Source organism: Pedobacter sp. KH_004 (assembly GCF_057840755.1).
Window position 1 is genome coordinate 3,961,320 of record NZ_CM174519.1, and the last position, 14,657, is coordinate 3,975,976.

At 36.6% G+C, this 14,657-nt stretch carries 15 protein-coding genes; 4 read left to right on the forward strand and 11 right to left on the reverse strand.

What is annotated here, in order from left to right:
• Nucleotides 1-20 precede the first annotated feature (20 nt).
• Nucleotides 21-224 (forward strand): hypothetical protein, encoded by a 204-nt coding sequence (locus AC3ITD_RS17035; protein ID WP_489366702.1) that lies wholly within the window; start codon nt 21-23, stop codon nt 222-224.
• Nucleotides 225-254: 30 nt separating this feature from the next.
• Entirely contained in the window at nt 255-827 is a 573-nt protein-coding gene (locus AC3ITD_RS17040; protein WP_265799719.1) for a TlpA family protein disulfide reductase, read from the forward strand.
• On the opposite strand, the gene AC3ITD_RS17045 is transcribed toward AC3ITD_RS17040, so the two are convergent.
• Nucleotides 817-1,218: a hypothetical protein gene (locus AC3ITD_RS17045; protein WP_265799717.1), complete on the reverse strand. Its 402-nt coding sequence runs from the start codon at nt 1,216-1,218 to the stop codon at nt 817-819. The genes AC3ITD_RS17040 and AC3ITD_RS17045 overlap by 11 nt on opposite strands.
• A gap of 234 nt (nt 1,219-1,452) precedes the next feature.
• Between AC3ITD_RS17045 and AC3ITD_RS17050 the strand changes: the two genes are divergently transcribed.
• A complete protein-coding gene (locus AC3ITD_RS17050; RefSeq protein ID WP_265799716.1) occupies nt 1,453-2,511 on the forward strand; it encodes a nucleoid-associated protein in 1,059 nt (352 codons plus the stop codon).
• A gap of 99 nt (nt 2,512-2,610) precedes the next feature.
• Here the strand turns inward: AC3ITD_RS17050 and AC3ITD_RS17055 are convergent, their stop codons facing one another.
• The 7 genes from AC3ITD_RS17055 to AC3ITD_RS17085 form a co-directional block, all read right to left on the reverse strand.
• The gene (locus tag AC3ITD_RS17055) at nt 2,611-3,957 is read right to left on the reverse strand and encodes a DUF58 domain-containing protein (protein ID WP_489361514.1); all 1,347 of its coding nucleotides are present in this window, start codon (nt 3,955-3,957) and stop codon (nt 2,611-2,613) included.
• Nucleotides 3,958-4,018: 61 nt separating this feature from the next.
• Nucleotides 4,019-4,996, reverse strand: a complete 978-nt coding sequence (locus tag AC3ITD_RS17060) for an AAA family ATPase (protein ID WP_489361516.1) — start codon at nt 4,994-4,996, stop codon at nt 4,019-4,021.
• The gene (locus tag AC3ITD_RS17065; RefSeq protein WP_489361518.1) at nt 4,977-6,167 is read right to left on the reverse strand and encodes a DUF4350 domain-containing protein; all 1,191 of its coding nucleotides are present in this window, start codon (nt 6,165-6,167) and stop codon (nt 4,977-4,979) included. The genes AC3ITD_RS17060 and AC3ITD_RS17065 overlap by 20 nt, the downstream gene beginning before the upstream one ends.
• Nucleotides 6,164-6,880, reverse strand: coding sequence for a DUF4129 domain-containing protein (locus AC3ITD_RS17070; RefSeq protein WP_489361520.1), 717 nt, complete (start codon nt 6,878-6,880; stop codon nt 6,164-6,166). Before AC3ITD_RS17070 ends, AC3ITD_RS17065 begins: the two co-directional genes overlap by 4 nt.
• Before the next feature lie 16 nt (nt 6,881-6,896).
• Nucleotides 6,897-7,781, reverse strand: a complete 885-nt coding sequence (locus tag AC3ITD_RS17075; protein ID WP_489361522.1) for a hypothetical protein — start codon at nt 7,779-7,781, stop codon at nt 6,897-6,899.
• Complete coding sequence (locus AC3ITD_RS17080) at nt 7,781-8,728, reverse strand: stage II sporulation protein M (RefSeq protein WP_265799709.1); 948 nt, start codon at nt 8,726-8,728, stop codon at nt 7,781-7,783. Before AC3ITD_RS17080 ends, AC3ITD_RS17075 begins: the two co-directional genes overlap by 1 nt.
• 59 nt (nt 8,729-8,787) lie before the next feature.
• Entirely contained in the window at nt 8,788-9,477 is a 690-nt protein-coding gene (locus tag AC3ITD_RS17085; RefSeq protein WP_489361524.1) for a helix-turn-helix transcriptional regulator, read from the reverse strand.
• A gap of 174 nt (nt 9,478-9,651) precedes the next feature.
• Here AC3ITD_RS17085 and AC3ITD_RS17090 point away from each other — a divergent pair, with 174 nt between their 5' ends.
• On the forward strand, nt 9,652-12,126 hold the full coding sequence (locus AC3ITD_RS17090) for a hybrid sensor histidine kinase/response regulator (protein WP_489361526.1): 2,475 nt from the start codon (nt 9,652-9,654) through the stop codon (nt 12,124-12,126).
• Nucleotides 12,127-12,394: 268 nt separating this feature from the next.
• Here AC3ITD_RS17090 and AC3ITD_RS17095 read toward each other — a convergent pair whose 3' ends face one another.
• The 3 genes from AC3ITD_RS17095 to AC3ITD_RS17105 form a co-directional block, all read right to left on the reverse strand.
• The gene (locus tag AC3ITD_RS17095; RefSeq protein WP_489361529.1) at nt 12,395-13,726 is read right to left on the reverse strand and encodes a sigma-54-dependent transcriptional regulator; all 1,332 of its coding nucleotides are present in this window, start codon (nt 13,724-13,726) and stop codon (nt 12,395-12,397) included.
• Nucleotides 13,727-13,794: 68 nt separating this feature from the next.
• Nucleotides 13,795-14,109 carry a hypothetical protein gene (locus AC3ITD_RS17100; RefSeq protein WP_265799702.1) on the reverse strand — a complete coding sequence of 105 codons (315 nt, stop codon included), beginning with the start codon at nt 14,107-14,109 and terminating at the stop codon, nt 13,795-13,797.
• 114 nt (nt 14,110-14,223) lie between these two features.
• Complete coding sequence (locus AC3ITD_RS17105) at nt 14,224-14,538, reverse strand: hypothetical protein (RefSeq protein WP_056087216.1); 315 nt, start codon at nt 14,536-14,538, stop codon at nt 14,224-14,226.
• Nucleotides 14,539-14,657 lie beyond the last annotated feature (119 nt).

A 14,657-nucleotide genomic window follows, 5' to 3' on the forward strand; every position in this document is an offset into this window, starting at 1 on the left:
GTGGCGCAAGCTAGGTTTCACTGCATCATGGGGGTGGTGTTGGCATTTGCTATTGTATTCATGCAGGTATGGTTATTGTAGCCGATGGAACAACTGAAGCCGAGGCGAGATTAAAAAAAGTGTTACATAACGATCCTTCAATGGGCGTTATTCGCCACGCCGATGCTGGTTACGATATTGCAAAAGATACCGTCAGAAAATTTAGATTGGGATTAAAGAAATAAATCCTGCGAAGAATAAAAAGTTAAATAAAAATGAAATTTATCAAGAAAAATATCGTCAACGGACTTTTCATTGCATTGCTTTTAGTAATTGTTTTTGTGCCCGATGCGAAAGCTTTGCTGATTAGAGGATTAATGGGAATCGGACTCTATTCTCCCTCTATTACTGAATCTCCAAAAGCGGCAATGGATTTGAGTGGAATTAAGTTCCAAGATGCAAAAGGAAATGCTATTGATTTGGGCCAATTAAAGGGTAAAGTTATTTTCTTGAATTTTTGGGCAACCTGGTGCCCACCTTGCAGAGCAGAAATGCCTTCTATAAACAAACTATACCAACAGTTTAAAGATGATAAAAATGTAGTTTTTATTTTTGCAGATGCTGATGGTGATTTGGAAAAATCGGTAAAGTTTATGACGAACAGAAAATATGAAATGCCAGTATTTAAGGTAAAAAGCACAATTCCTGACCAGATTTTCTCTGGCGCTCTACCTACAACTGTAATTTTCGATAAGCAGGGAAGATTATCATTCAGACATGAGGGAATCGCCAATTACGCCGATAAAAAGATTGTCGATTTTTTAAACAAACTAAAAGTTAGTGATTAGCTTTTAGTTTATAAAGTTTGAAACTGTAAGTCTTGAGATCGATTCCATAACTCCCAATAATTTCATCGGGCAACATTTCATAATCATCTTTTATCTTGTGCAGGATGATATTATCTCGCTTTCTCCTTTTAACTGTCTTATCATTCATGTCTGGAAGAAACACTAGACTCTTAGTGTTTTCTCCTTGAATTTTATTTGGAAGATATTTTACTGCCTTTTCTGTTTTGATGTCAGTTTTAATAATCTCACTACCCAATATGTAGCCATTAGCCAATGATAATTTTATTTCAAAACTTTTGGTTTTGCCATAGTAATATTCAAACTCGAATGCTTTTTGAGCAAAAGTGCTTAAGCTCGCTATTAACAAAATGATGATTACTGCAGCTTTCATATTTAATAATTTATAATTTAAGTTATACAATTTGCATGGTTTTCATAGTTGCACCTAAGTTAAATAAACCAATTGACGCGACAGCCTCCGGTTTTTCAATCGGAGCTATAGCAGAAAGCTCTATAGGAGTACCTTTAGTATAGGGCTGACTTCACCTAGAGATTTCAGCGTTCACTTTTCAAAAGATATATACATTTCACCGCACATCACTAATTATTTAATACTTTTGCCGCCATGATTTCATTTTTCGAGGCAAACCTAAAACAACTTTCTATCCACCATACCGGCAATAAATTGGTAGAAGAATATTATAGACTATCTGATGCGCCATTAAAAATTGATGATGAGATTTTGAGCAATTTGTTAATGCAATATTTCTTAAAGCCTTTCGAAAAGGTAAATGAAGTCTACCGTTTTTACCATCCGAATGATAACCTAAACCTAAATGAGGTTTATCATTTTGCACACGAAATTTTTGAAAACAATGCCCTTTTTCATGAGGATTCGCAGCAATTGGCCAAGTATCTATTTGATGTAGCCAACCATCCGAAAATAAAATCGGGGGAATTGTACGTGGCATACTTTGAAAAAGTACAAATTGAAGGTGAACAAATGGATGTGCTTGGAATTTTCAAATCGGAAACTAAAGACACTTATTTAAAAGTTTTTCCAAAAGATGACGGCTTTAATATGAGCTATGAGCAGGACGCCATTAGCATTAATAAACTGGATAAAGGCTGTTTGATTTTTAATACCGATAAAAGTGAAGGCTACAAAGTAGTGGTGTTGGATCAGGCAAAAAGCATCAACGAATCTGCTGTTTATTGGAAAGATGAATTTTTGAAGTTGAAGATCAGAAATGATAGTTATAACCAAACAAACAATGTTTTAGGCGTTTACAAAAACTTTGTGACTCAGAAACTGGATGATGATTATGAAATCAGCAAAGCAGATAAAATTGATCTCTTAAATCGGTCGATGAAGTATTTCAAGGAGAAGGAAACTTTTGATATTGAAGAATTCGGGAACGAAGTAATAGGCAATGCTGAAGGAATAGAATCGTTTAAAAACTACAAGAAAAACTACGAAGACGAATATGAAAGTCCGATTGCCGATAATTTTGAAATTGCAGAATCGGCAGTAAAAAAGCAGGCTCGTGCTTACAAAAGTGTTTTAAAATTGGATAAGAATTTCCATATCTACATTCATGGCAACAAGGATATGATTGAGAAAGGTTACGATGATGATAAATCGATGAATTTTTATAAGGTTTATTTCAGAGAAGAAGAATAAGTTTTTTAGTCTGAAGTCGGCAGTCCTTAATCATGAGTCGTCTTTCTAAAACATCAACTCTAGACTCTGGACTCAAGACTCTCGACTGAGGACTCTGAACTATATCCGCTGTTGTGCCTTCAACGCCAAATAGCGATTAATTACATTTACGGTTAGCTTTTGAGGCGGAGTTAGGATAGATAGAATTCCATGTTTACCTAATTCTTTAACCATCAATTTCTTCTCATAAATAAACTTCTCTGCGATGGTTTTATGGTAAATTCCTTCCACATCTTTTGCTGGCTCGGTACTTAGTGACTTTAGCTCTGTATTTTCAAAAAATACAACCACTAACAAATGATATTTCGAAATTCTTTTAAGGTAAGGCAATTGGCGTTGTAAAGCAGAAAGGCTTTCAAAATTGGTAAAAAACACCAATAAACCACGCTGTTTGATCACAGCACGTACGCTACTATACAAGGCTTCTAAATTGCTTTCTAAATACCGGGTTTTTTCCTTGTAGAGCGCATTCATAATGTTGCCCAGTTGCGCAGATTTCCGATCGGCCGGAACAATAGACCCAATCTGCTCTGAAATAGTAATCAAACCTGCCTTATCTTCTTTAAGCATGGCCACTTTCGAGAGGGCAACTGTTGCATTAATGGCATAATCAAGCAAACTCAATCCTTCAAAAGGCATACGCATTACCCGCGATTTATCGATAACGCAATATATATTTTGTGACCTTTCATCAGTGTAGGTATTTACCATTAAGCCACCTTTTCTGGCTGTTGCTTTCCAATTTATGGTTCTTATATCATCACCACCCACATAGTTTTTTATCTGATCAAATTCGCTGCTATTTCCGATTTTTCGGATTCTTTTGATGCCTATCTCTGTTAAATGGCGAGAAACGGCCATCAGTTCATACTGACCAAGATTAATAAACGAAGGATAAACGGGCAGCACCTTTGCTCCGTCAAAATTATATCGTCGACTAACCAAACCCAATGGAGAGCTGATGTAAGTCCTGATAAAACCAAACTCATATTCGCCACGCTTTGTTGGCCGTAAGTTATAATGTATAGATTTTATTTCTGCAGAATTTAGATTGAGCTTAAAATCTTTATCGCGAAGCTGAAATTGAAAGGGCACTTCATCAATCACTCTGGCATTTACACTAAATCCATAACGATTTTTAATTTCAATTTGAACCGGATTTTCGTCACCATTGCTTAGGCGTTTGGAAGTAAATCTCTGCGCTTCAATCCCATGCTGAATTCTATAAAGAATAAAAACATCAACGAAAAATAATATAAGTACTACTCCAGTAACAATTTCTGGGATATCGCCAAGCCAAGCGAAGAAAAATTTCAGCAAAAAGAGCACTACGCACAAACCTAAAGCCGCAAACAAGCGATCATTAAGGAATAGATTGATATAATATTGCTGAAAGAATTTTTTCAATTGTTATGAATTTGTAAACGATTAATTTATTGGCTCTAAACGCTAAACTCCGGACTAAATGCTACCTCGGTACTTCTATTTTTTTAATAATTTGATTCACGATATCGCTCGTAGTTAAGCCTTCCATTTCCTTTTCCGGAGATAACAAAATGCGATGCGCCAATACAGGAACGGCAACGGTAATGATATCTTCAGGAGTAACAAAATCGCGGTTATTAATAGCAGCAAGAGCCTTTGCGCTATGTACAATAGCTAATGATGCCCTTGGTGAGGCACCTAAATAAAGTGACGGATTGTTCCGCGTTTCATTTACAATCTTGGCAATGAATTCCAAAAGCTTTGGCTCTACAAAGAGGCTTCTAATTACTCCTCTCGCAGCCTGTATTTGCTGAACCGATAAAACAGCCTTCACGTCGCTAGCCAGCGTTTTATTTACCAAAGAATGTTGTGCCATTAAAATTGCGGTCTCTTCTTCCAACGAAGGATATTTCACTTCTATTTTGAACAAAAACCGATCAAGTTGAGCCTCTGGCAAACGATAGGTTCCTTCTTGGTCAATGGGGTTTTGCGTAGCCAACACCATAAAAGGTTCGTCCATAATGTAAGTTTGCCCATCAATGGTTACCTGGCGCTCTTCCATTACTTCAAATAAGGCAGATTGTGTTTTGGCTGGAGCACGGTTAATTTCATCAACTAAAATAATATTGCCAAAAATAGGCCCTTTTCTAAACTCAAAATCACCTGTTTTGGTATTAAAAATCGGAGTTCCTAAAACATCAGAAGGCATTAAATCTGGCGTAAACTGAACTCTTGAAAAATGGGCATCGATTGATTTTGCTAATAATTTAGCACTTAATGTTTTCGCTACACCCGGAACCCCTTCTATCAATATGTGACCATCGGCAAATAAGCCCACAATTAAAAAATCGATAACCTGCTTTTGTCCGACGATAATATTTCCAAGCACATTTCTAATTTGCGCTACCGCTTCGGTTAAAGTGCTTAAATCTGTACGTTGGTTAAATTGTTCCTGCTCCATGGCTTTGGGTATTTTGATGAAAAAATTCTATGCTTTGATTTAAACTGATCAGTTCCTGATCACTTAAAGTGCTCATTTGGGGTATTTGTATAAAATATCGGGTAAGTGTTTTTGCCGATGGCTCGTTGATGCCTGTTTTTTCCATTAAGAGTGTGGCAAAATTTGACCCAATCTCATTGGTTTTAATGAAATACCTGGTTCGCAAGTATTCCATAAAGTAATTAATTTTCTTTTTGGCAATATCAAGGTTATTTCGTTCGTGGTAATATACACTGCCTACAACATGCGTATATTCAACAGAGGCATTTTTTAGAGGATCGGCAATAGGAATAATACGTTGACGTCGCTTAATTTCATAAAGTACAAAAACAAACAAACTAAAAATAGTGAGATAGTAAGCCCATTTAAGTTCTGGATGTTTAAAAAACACCCTCAAAACGTCCGTTGTTTCATTCTTTTGCGCCGAAAAGTAATCATCAAAAACAACCTGATCACTTGCCTGGATATAACTTAAAGTTTTCGCAGCATATTCTGCACCGTATTTATCCAACATGTTAAAGTTGGTATAAAAACCAGGCTCTGAAATTAGGAAAAGCGCACCTTTGCCATAATTATATTTAACAAAATTGGGTTGCTGGTTATTATTTATACCCAATACGATACTTTTTTTGAAATCGACCTTACTAAAATACTGCGTTCCAATACCTCTTTCGAAACCATAGTTGGCATCGGTTTTTAAATTGGGATTGGTAAAATTAAGCGAAGGCCGATCTGCCGACATCGTAGTGGAAGTTTCGATTTTCAATTCTTTTTCAAGCTTTCCAAAATCGTAACTGGCGATAAATACCTTATTTCCCGCTTGCATAAACTTCTTCATCTGATCGAAATCAGTTTTAGATACATCGATTTTCTGAGCGATCAAAAAGTAGCTGGCGTTATTAAAGTTTTGATTTTTTAAGGTATTGTAAACCGGCCTTTTCGATTCTTGAATTTTTGCCTTTGGAATAATATCCTTAATTCGATCTCTAATGATGAAAGTACCATAAGGAATTTTATCTGTAGCTAAATAGGTTGGTGCCCAGTTTGTGGGTGTGGGTTTATTATATTGGGCGACCAGATACAGCACAATCAATACAATGCCAATACCGAAATAAATTTTATAACTTCTCATTTAATTTTGCCGTTGAACTGGTTAAATGATTGGTTTATAGGCTCAAATTTATTTTCATCGATAGGGAAATCGCCATACCAGATATAATCAAACTGAAGGGTAAGCCTCCTAAAATCTTCCTTTAACTCGGGCTTACTAATTTCCATCAGGTAATTGTAATTCGTTTTATCGGGTTGCCATTGAATAATTTCGGCATCGCTTAGTTTTTTTAAGGCTTTTAAATAAAGTAAGCGTACGGCTAATCGATACTTTCTTTCGCCTATTAATCTTTGTAATTCCTGATCAAAATCAATCTCATGGATGTTTTCGGTAATCACATCGTAAGGTAAAATAGTTTCTTTCGATTTTTTACTGAAAATATTTTCGGTACCAATCGCTTTTATAAGAACATATATTACTACAGCCACACCTAAACCAATAAAGAAATATCGCGATAGCGGATTTGTTGCAGCACCTGAAAATAATCGGCCAATCATATTCCAAAACCACATCCAGAATCTATCCCATAAGGAAAGTTGCCTCACTTGAAGTTCATCGTACTGAAACTCTTTTTGATCTTTGTAATTGCTAATTGCCTCTTTATCAAATTTTGCAGGCGTAATTTTGCTGCTATCCAATTGCATCACAGGTTTTGCCTGCTTCGGCTTTACAACAATTTGTGCATCACAATTTACAGCGAACAAAAACAGTAAAAACAAAAGAAGATATTTCATAAAAGACTTCGGCATTTTAGTATTCTTCTGGTCGCGTATCGATTGTTTTGTTTGTGCTGCCAAAGTTTGTAATGCGCTCCATTAACCCTGTGTTTTCTTTCTGCTCTAACAAACTAAAGTACGATAGTGAAATAGTAATAATAGGAATAATGGTAAATACCTGGCAAAGCGACTGCAAAATGGTTGTGATCATACTCAAAGTCAAAGACATTTGAGGGTTTTTACTGGTAAACATGCCTATCATATTGAACAATGTAGTGGGTAAAACCACCATGCTCATACATGCGTAAACGATTATCCAAACGATGATTAATGTTCCAAAAGTTACCCAAAAGTTATCCTTAATCATTGTAAAACTTCTGCTAAAAGAATAGCCAAAAGTTCCATTTTCAATCACCATAATGGGAAACATCATGGCTACAAAAGGAAACAAGTAAAAACCTGGTATTAGGCAGAAAATAAATCCAATAAACACCATCAGTATCAATACGATAGAACTGCCAAAGATTCGGAAAAAATAATATTTAAAGTAGCCCCAAACTTCTTCCATGGTAGGAATTTGATTGCCTTTTTGAACATATAGGGCGATGTAGGATAAGACGGCCACGGTCATACTCGCATAAGTTGCCAATGAAAAAAGCAGCGACAGGAAATATTCTAAACCGTAGATATTGCCAAAAGAAAAGCCTCCTGAGCTTTTGTCACTACCGACTGTATTAATCATGTTTACCATTTTATATTGATAAACCAGCATTGATGACATGCTTGCCAAAACGAACAATCCACAAAAGGTGAAATAAGTTTTTAATAGTGGCTTAAAATTTTGGCGCATAAATGTGAATGTATCATTTATCACCTGCCCAAAATCTCTCCGTTTTTTGAATTCAATTTTCGCTATCATTACAAACTAAGCTTCTTAATAATTTTTACTGGATATATAAAGACGTACCAAATGATAAATATGGCAGACATTGTTAAAATGAATACACTTAAATAGATCGGCATTCCGGTGTGGCGAGTAACAAAGCTTTCGAAAAAGGCTGCTACTATAAAGATGGGAACTAAGCCCAAAACTATCTTCAAGCCATCTTTTGCGCCTTTAATTACCGATTCCATTCGGTTATAAGTTTTCGGGAATAGAAAACTGTTGCCCAATACCAGGCCTGCAGCACCGGCTAAAACAATAGCCGAAATTTCTAAAGTGCCATGAATCCAGATCACCAATACAGATTGCAAGCCCAGGCCTTTACTAAAAAAGAAATATTGGAAGGAACCCAACATCACTCCGTTTCTAAATAGCGAAACGATTGAGCCGAAGGAAAATATGATGCCTAAAACAAAGGTATATAAGGCTACATAAATGTTATTAAGCCCAATTTGAGTAAACATTAAAAATTCATTCGATTGCTTGTAAACGCCGAAGGGATCTCCTTTTGCAATGTTTTCATTGGTCATGTTTACATAATCATCACCCATAATCAGGCGCACAAATGTATCGTCGTATTTGGCCGATAAAGCGCCGATAGCGCATGAGACTAAAAAAAATATAAGTGCGTAATAGATTTGCTTACGGTGCTCAAAAAATAAAACCGGAAGTTCTGTTCTCCAGAAATGAATAAAGCGGTTCGATTTTTCTTTTTTGTTTTTATAAACTGCCTGATGCAGCTTAGAAGCTAACCCATTTAAATAGGCTGTAGTTTTGGAGTTTGGATAAAAGGTTTTGGCATAAGCTAAATCGTTGGTGATTTCGATAAACTGATTTGCAACTTCATCAGGGTTTGCCTGCCTCACACTTTCATAATGCTGCCACTTTTCCGAATTTTGTTTAACAAATAAAGCTTCTCTCATGTAAGGCGTAACCAAATAGTGGCTTAAAATAGCTAAATTTTTATGGATATAAAAAACGATTAATAATTAACGGGCAGCATGCTCATGTAATCGTTTAACGGCATGTGGTTAGTTTTGCAGAAAGATTTATCGAGGATATTTAAACTCACAATTCGGGTTACACTGAAATCACGATATTGGCTTCTAACATGGCACCACGCAATCAAATGCCAGCTAAAGGCATAAAAAATCAAACCGATCGGCTCCACTTCCCTTTTGCTTTTCTCGTCTTTTGCATTGGTATATTGTAAAGCAACCATTCGTTTTTCAGAAATAGCTGTTTGAATGAGCGAAAGATATTCATAATTAAATTTCATACGCTCGGGCACCTGAAGCTTGATATGCGCATTCATTGCTTCGAGTTTCTCTTTCTGATTGTATTTTAAAACGGCTTTAACCTTTGTTAACGCTGCAGAATAATGCGTACGGATGGAGTTATCTGCAAAACCATTAACCAGGCTTTCTACCAAAAGCAATGCATTGGCTTCATCCATATTAAAAGATACCGGAGGTAAAAAGTAGCCTTGAACCAGAAAATAACCCTTTGGCTGTTCAAAACCAACCGGAATTCCCTGCTCCTGTAATGCCTTGACATCGCGATAAACCGTACGCACACTAATTCCAAATCGTTCAGAAATCTTATCTGCAGAAATGTATTTCTTCGACTGAAGTAAAGTTAAAATCCCGAAAAGACGATCGATGCGGTTCATTGTTTTTGGCCTCGGATAAAAGTAAAAAAATTGTAGCGGATAAAAGATCGGTCAAACAGATTATTTAAAATCTGTCGTTTACCATCAAACTTCCTTGGTATATTATTTGTATTAATAAGTTATGATGTCTTTTAGCAAAAATTTCCGTTAAAGTAAAAGATAAAGTTCAAATTAATGGCAGCCGTTATACAAAAACGTTTTTTCAGGGCAATTAAAAGCAAAGTAATTATTGGGTTTTTATTCGCCTGCTTTGCACTGCTTTTGGCCTGGGGCATCAGCAAGTTTGCTTTTACGAGAATGCTGAATACCGTTGAAGAAATTTCGGCTCCGAATGATCGACTGAGAATTGTAAATGATCTATCACATAAAATCGCCAGACTTGATCAGCTTCAGCGAGATGAGGCTTTTAACAAGCAGGGTAACTATAATTTCTTAAGAGAATCCAGAAAACTAAGGTCGAGCTTAGACACATTGCGTAAACTTTATGCCAATGATTCGGCCCAGCTGGCCAGGATAAAATCGATCAAAAACTTACTTGCCCAACGCGATAAACAGTTCGTATCCTATCTACAAGTTCGCGAAACGCTGGTAAATACCAAGTCGTTCTCAAACGAAGTAAAAAAATTGAATGACCTTGTAGCCTCACGGGCAATGCAAACTGATAGCGCAGTTTTAACTACCGAAACTACTACTTCTACCACTACCGTTGCACCGCAGGAAGAAGAAAAATCGAGAGGCTTTTTGAGTAAACTTTTCGGGAAAAAGAAATCAGATGTTTATAAAATCATCAATGAAGAATTTAAAGTTCGGCGTGATACCTTAAACGCCAAAGCGGAAGATAGTATTATGAAAAGTATGACGGGTTCGCTTAAAAATATTGAGCAAGAACAACGTCAGAAAAGTCAGAAGTTTTTAAGGCGGGAAGCCGAACTATCAAATGCAAGCAACGCTTTAACCAACCAAATGCTTCAAATTTTAAGGGAGGTTGAAGGCCAGGCAGTGGCTCAAATAGATTTAAACGGAATCCAGGCGAAAGAAGTGGTTAACGACGGGATTACGCAAATCACGGCTATTATTATTGCTTTCTTTTTGCTTACGGTAATATTACTTTATCTCATTTTGACTGACATTACCAAAAGCAATAGGTACCGACGAGCACTTGAACTGGCAAAAGATGAAGCGGAATATCACGGAAAGGCAAAGCAGCGTTTTTTATCAAATATGAGCCACGAAATTAGAACGCCTTTGCAATCGATATTAGGTTATGCCGAACTTATTTCCGAGCAAGATCATCCAAAGAAAAAAGATATCGATGCCATTTATCAATCGTCTATTCACCTACTGCAAATTGTAAACGAAGTTCTTGACTATAACCGCATTATCTCCGGAGAGTTTACTTTTCAAAATCAGGTTTTTAGCGCCAAACAGATTGTAGATGAGGTGACCTCGGTGGTTCGCCCTCTGGCAGAAAAAAAATCACTCCAATTAATTACGGATTTAGATTTAGGCGATGTTGATTTTGTAAAAGGCGATGCTTTCAGACTCAAACAGATCCTCTTTAACCTATTGGGAAATGCTGTAAAGTTTACCCTAAAGGGAGAAATTAGCCTCCTAATATCATGCAAAAAACAACTCGATAATTTGCATTTTCATTTCACGATTAAAGATACCGGAATTGGATTTGAAGAAAAAGACATCTCGCGAATTTTCAATGAGTTCGAACAAATCGAATCGCCAGAACAGTATGTACTGAACCAAACGGGCACAGGTTTAGGATTACCAATTGTAAAATCATTAATCGAAGCTCAGGGAGGTAGAATTCATGTAAAAAGTAAGCCCGGAACAGGCACCACTTTTAATATTTATTTAACTTATCTAGAAACTTCGGAAGGTACAACCCATGTTGATTTAGAAAATTATAAAATTGTGAACCCAGGCACAGTTTGGGTTATCGATGATGATCAACTCATACTGGATCTATGTGGCCTTATTTTTGAAAAAAATGAAATTCCCTTTCAAAGATTTAATCACGTTGCCGATATTTTACAAGAAAATGCTCCCAACGACTTAAAATATGTGCTGGTTGATATGCGTTTGCCCGAGATGACAGGGATTGAGCTTTGCCATATCTTGAAGAAAAAACTGCCTCATACCGTTAAGTTTTATGCCATTACTGCTCAGGTTTTACCCGAAGAACGGGAAATGGTTTTGAGTGAGGGTTTTGATGGTTTGATTATGAAACCTTTCCGCAGCATTGATTTGCTTTCCATTTTTGATAAAATCAAAATTATAGAGGAGAAAGCTGAATTTGATTTTTCCTCCATCGAAAAAATGACTTTTGGAGATCAGCAGATGTTGGAGAAGATATTAACTCGGTTTAAAAAAGACTGTATTGAGGATGCAGAATCACTCAAAAATTATATACATGAAAACGATCAGGATAAAAGCAGGCTAATTGTTCATCGCCTTGCGGGTAGAACAGCGCAAATGGGATCAAAAAACTTAGCGAATGCCTTTAGAACGCTCGAGTTAGAAATCGCCGAAAAAGGATTGTCTTCCGAAATTATAGCCGAGGTTTTTAATCAGTTGAGGAAATTGGATGGATTAATTAAGGCAATGGATGAAATGGAGTTGGTTGGGGAAGGATGACCTCACCCCTTCATCCCCTCTCCTCGAAGAGAGGGGCGGGCATCAAAAAATAGTAAAGAAGTAAATTCTTAAATCTGGGTTTAACTCACGATCCGGAAAAGCATGGCCAAGTAGCAAAAACTACTTATCAAATCTCCATTTTAAAAGAACAATGGAAAGGTAAATTTTAAAAACCCGGGTTCAAAACACCCTACGAACTTTCTCTCTCTTCAAGGAGAGGGACCGCACAGAAAAACAAAAACCTCTGCCTTTAATAGGGTGAGGTCTTCTACTCAATCCCGTACCTTTCCATTTTAGCATAAAGCGTTTTTCTATCGATATTCAGCATTTTTGCTGCCTTACTTTTATTATGTTTTGCCTTGATCAAAGTTTCGGAGATAAGCATTTTTTCATTCTGCTCATTTACTGCTTTCAAATCTGATGAGCTGCCCGGTAGGGTTTGTTGATTAACCGCCAGCATCATTTCATCTGGCAAAGCAGTAACCTGGGCAACATCGCCGGGCGTTAATAAAACCATGCGCTTAATTACATTGCTCAACTGACGCAAGTTTCCTGGCCAATCGTAATTCAGCAATAAAGATTTTGCTTCTGTAGAAACGTTTTTCACATTTCTATCCAAATCTCTATTTGATAAACTTATAAAATGATTGATGAATAGCTCCAAATCACCAGCTCGATCTCTTAAAGCAGGTAGTTGAATCTTAAACTCATTTAATCGATGATACAAATCCTCTCTAAATTCGCCTCCGGAAATGCTGTTTAATAAATCATCGTTTGTAGCAGTAATTATGCGAACGTCAACTGCAATTTGTTTAGTACTGCCTAAGGGTTGAATAACACGTTCTTGCAAAGCTCGAAGTAACTTAATCTGGACTTCGTAGCTCAAATTTCCAACCTCATCTAAAAATAAAGTGCCCCCATTGGCAGCTTCAAACTGACCCTTTTTGTCGTTTAAGGCACCAGTAAAGGCTCCTTTCACATGGCCAAATAATTCGCTTGCCGCTAAATCTTTTGACAAAGCACCGCAATCAATAGCCACAAAAGGTTTGTCGGCTCTCTTGCTTTGTTGATGCAATGTTCGGGCAGCAAATTCTTTACCTGTTCCGCTTTCACCTTGAATAATTACCGACATATCAGTCGGTGCAACCAAAGCAATGTGCTCATATAACCGATCAGCCATTGCGCTTTTGCCTCTTATAAAATCAGAATCCGTTGACTCAATTTTAGTCTCTTTTAAATCCTTTTTGGTTAAAGAATTTTTGATAACCATTAAAAGTTCATCGGGGTTAACCGGCTTTGTGATGTAATCGAAAGCGCCCATCTGCATAGATTTTACAGCGGTTCGCACATCATTAAAACTCGTCATTACCACAATTGGAGTAGATAAGCCTAAATTTCTGGAGTGTGTAATCACTTCAAAACCAATTCCATCGGGCAACCGATAATCAATTAAAAACAAATCAAAGGCTTGATTTTCGATCAGTTTAAAAGATTGTTTAATATGGGTTACGAGTGTAACCTCGTGATTGTTTTTCGTTAAAAAACCTTCAAGTAATTGAGCAAATGTAGTATCATCTTCTAAAATCAGGATTTTCGCCATATACAAAAATAAGAAAAGCCAGACAAAGTCTGGCCATTCTTGTACTAGGTAGATGTAATAATTGGGATTTATTGAACCGGTTTACCATCTTTGTCAATTTTCACAGAACCTGTTTCTGCTTCTTTTTTAACATTGATTAGGTAATATTCTTTTGCGCCTTCTTTAACCGACCAAGCTTCTGTTGCGGTCCAACCTTTGTAAGCATCAGACTTTAATGCTGTAGTAACTGGCTCTGGAAGTTCTTCCAATTTAACTGGAGTTTTTACTGCGCTATCTTGAACTGCAACAATTGCAGCATTTTTGATTGTATTTACTTCACTTGCTTGTACTGCTGAGAATCCTGCAAATGCTAAGAACGCAGCTGATAATATTAACTTTTTCATGGTTTTTTAATTTTAATGTATTGAACTTGCAAAAGCAATTTCGTGGTTCTGGTTTAAATATGCGCAACACAGAGGCTGCGCTTTTTGTTGATTATGCCTTATTTAATGCAAATATTATTGAACTGGTTTACCGTCTTTATCAATTTTTACAGAACCAGTTTCTGCTTCTTTTTTAACATTAATTAAATAGTACTCTTTTGCACCTTCTTTAACCGACCATGCTTCAGTTGCTGTCCAACCTTTATACGCATCAGATTTTAGAGCGGTTGTTACTGGCTCAGGTAACTCTTCCAATTTTACTGGAGTTTTAACTGCGCTATCTTGTACTGCAACAATTGCAGTGTTTTTGATTGAGTTTACTTCACTTGCTTGTACTGCTGAGAACCCTGCGAACGCTAAGAATGTAGCTGATAAAATGAACTTTTTCATAGTATATGATTTTTAAAATTTAATATGTGTAACAATACTTGCTATTGTTTCATAATAATGCCAAAGCTGGCACAGATATATAAATCACTTATTTTCAGAATATTAGATGTGTGCCATAA

Bases quoted from the DNA above. Each gene is read 5' to 3' on its own strand.
- AC3ITD_RS17090 (WP_489361526.1), top strand. From the start codon at position 9,652: ATGGCAGCCGTTATACAAAAACGTTTTTTCAGGGCAATTAAAAGCAAA.
- AC3ITD_RS17085 (WP_489361524.1), bottom strand. From the start codon at position 9,477: ATGAACCGCATCGATCGTCTTTTCGGGATTTTAACTTTACTTCAGTCG.
- AC3ITD_RS17070 (WP_489361520.1), bottom strand. From the start codon at position 6,880: ATGAAATATCTTCTTTTGTTTTTACTGTTTTTGTTCGCTGTAAATTGT.
- AC3ITD_RS17050 (WP_265799716.1), top strand. From the start codon at position 1,453: ATGATTTCATTTTTCGAGGCAAACCTAAAACAACTTTCTATCCACCAT.
- AC3ITD_RS17040 (WP_265799719.1), top strand. From the start codon at position 255: ATGAAATTTATCAAGAAAAATATCGTCAACGGACTTTTCATTGCATTG.
- AC3ITD_RS17045 (WP_265799717.1), bottom strand. From the start codon at position 1,218: ATGAAAGCTGCAGTAATCATCATTTTGTTAATAGCGAGCTTAAGCACT.
- AC3ITD_RS17080 (WP_265799709.1), bottom strand. From the start codon at position 8,728: ATGAGAGAAGCTTTATTTGTTAAACAAAATTCGGAAAAGTGGCAGCAT.
- AC3ITD_RS17105 (WP_056087216.1), bottom strand. From the start codon at position 14,538: ATGAAAAAGTTCATTTTATCAGCTACATTCTTAGCGTTCGCAGGGTTC.
- AC3ITD_RS17060 (WP_489361516.1), bottom strand. From the start codon at position 4,996: ATGGAGCAGGAACAATTTAACCAACGTACAGATTTAAGCACTTTAACC.
- AC3ITD_RS17075 (WP_489361522.1), bottom strand. From the start codon at position 7,781: ATGATAGCGAAAATTGAATTCAAAAAACGGAGAGATTTTGGGCAGGTG.
- AC3ITD_RS17065 (WP_489361518.1), bottom strand. From the start codon at position 6,167: ATGAGAAGTTATAAAATTTATTTCGGTATTGGCATTGTATTGATTGTG.
- AC3ITD_RS17095 (WP_489361529.1), bottom strand. From the start codon at position 13,726: ATGGCGAAAATCCTGATTTTAGAAGATGATACTACATTTGCTCAATTA.
- AC3ITD_RS17100 (WP_265799702.1), bottom strand. From the start codon at position 14,109: ATGAAAAAGTTAATATTATCAGCTGCGTTCTTAGCATTTGCAGGATTC.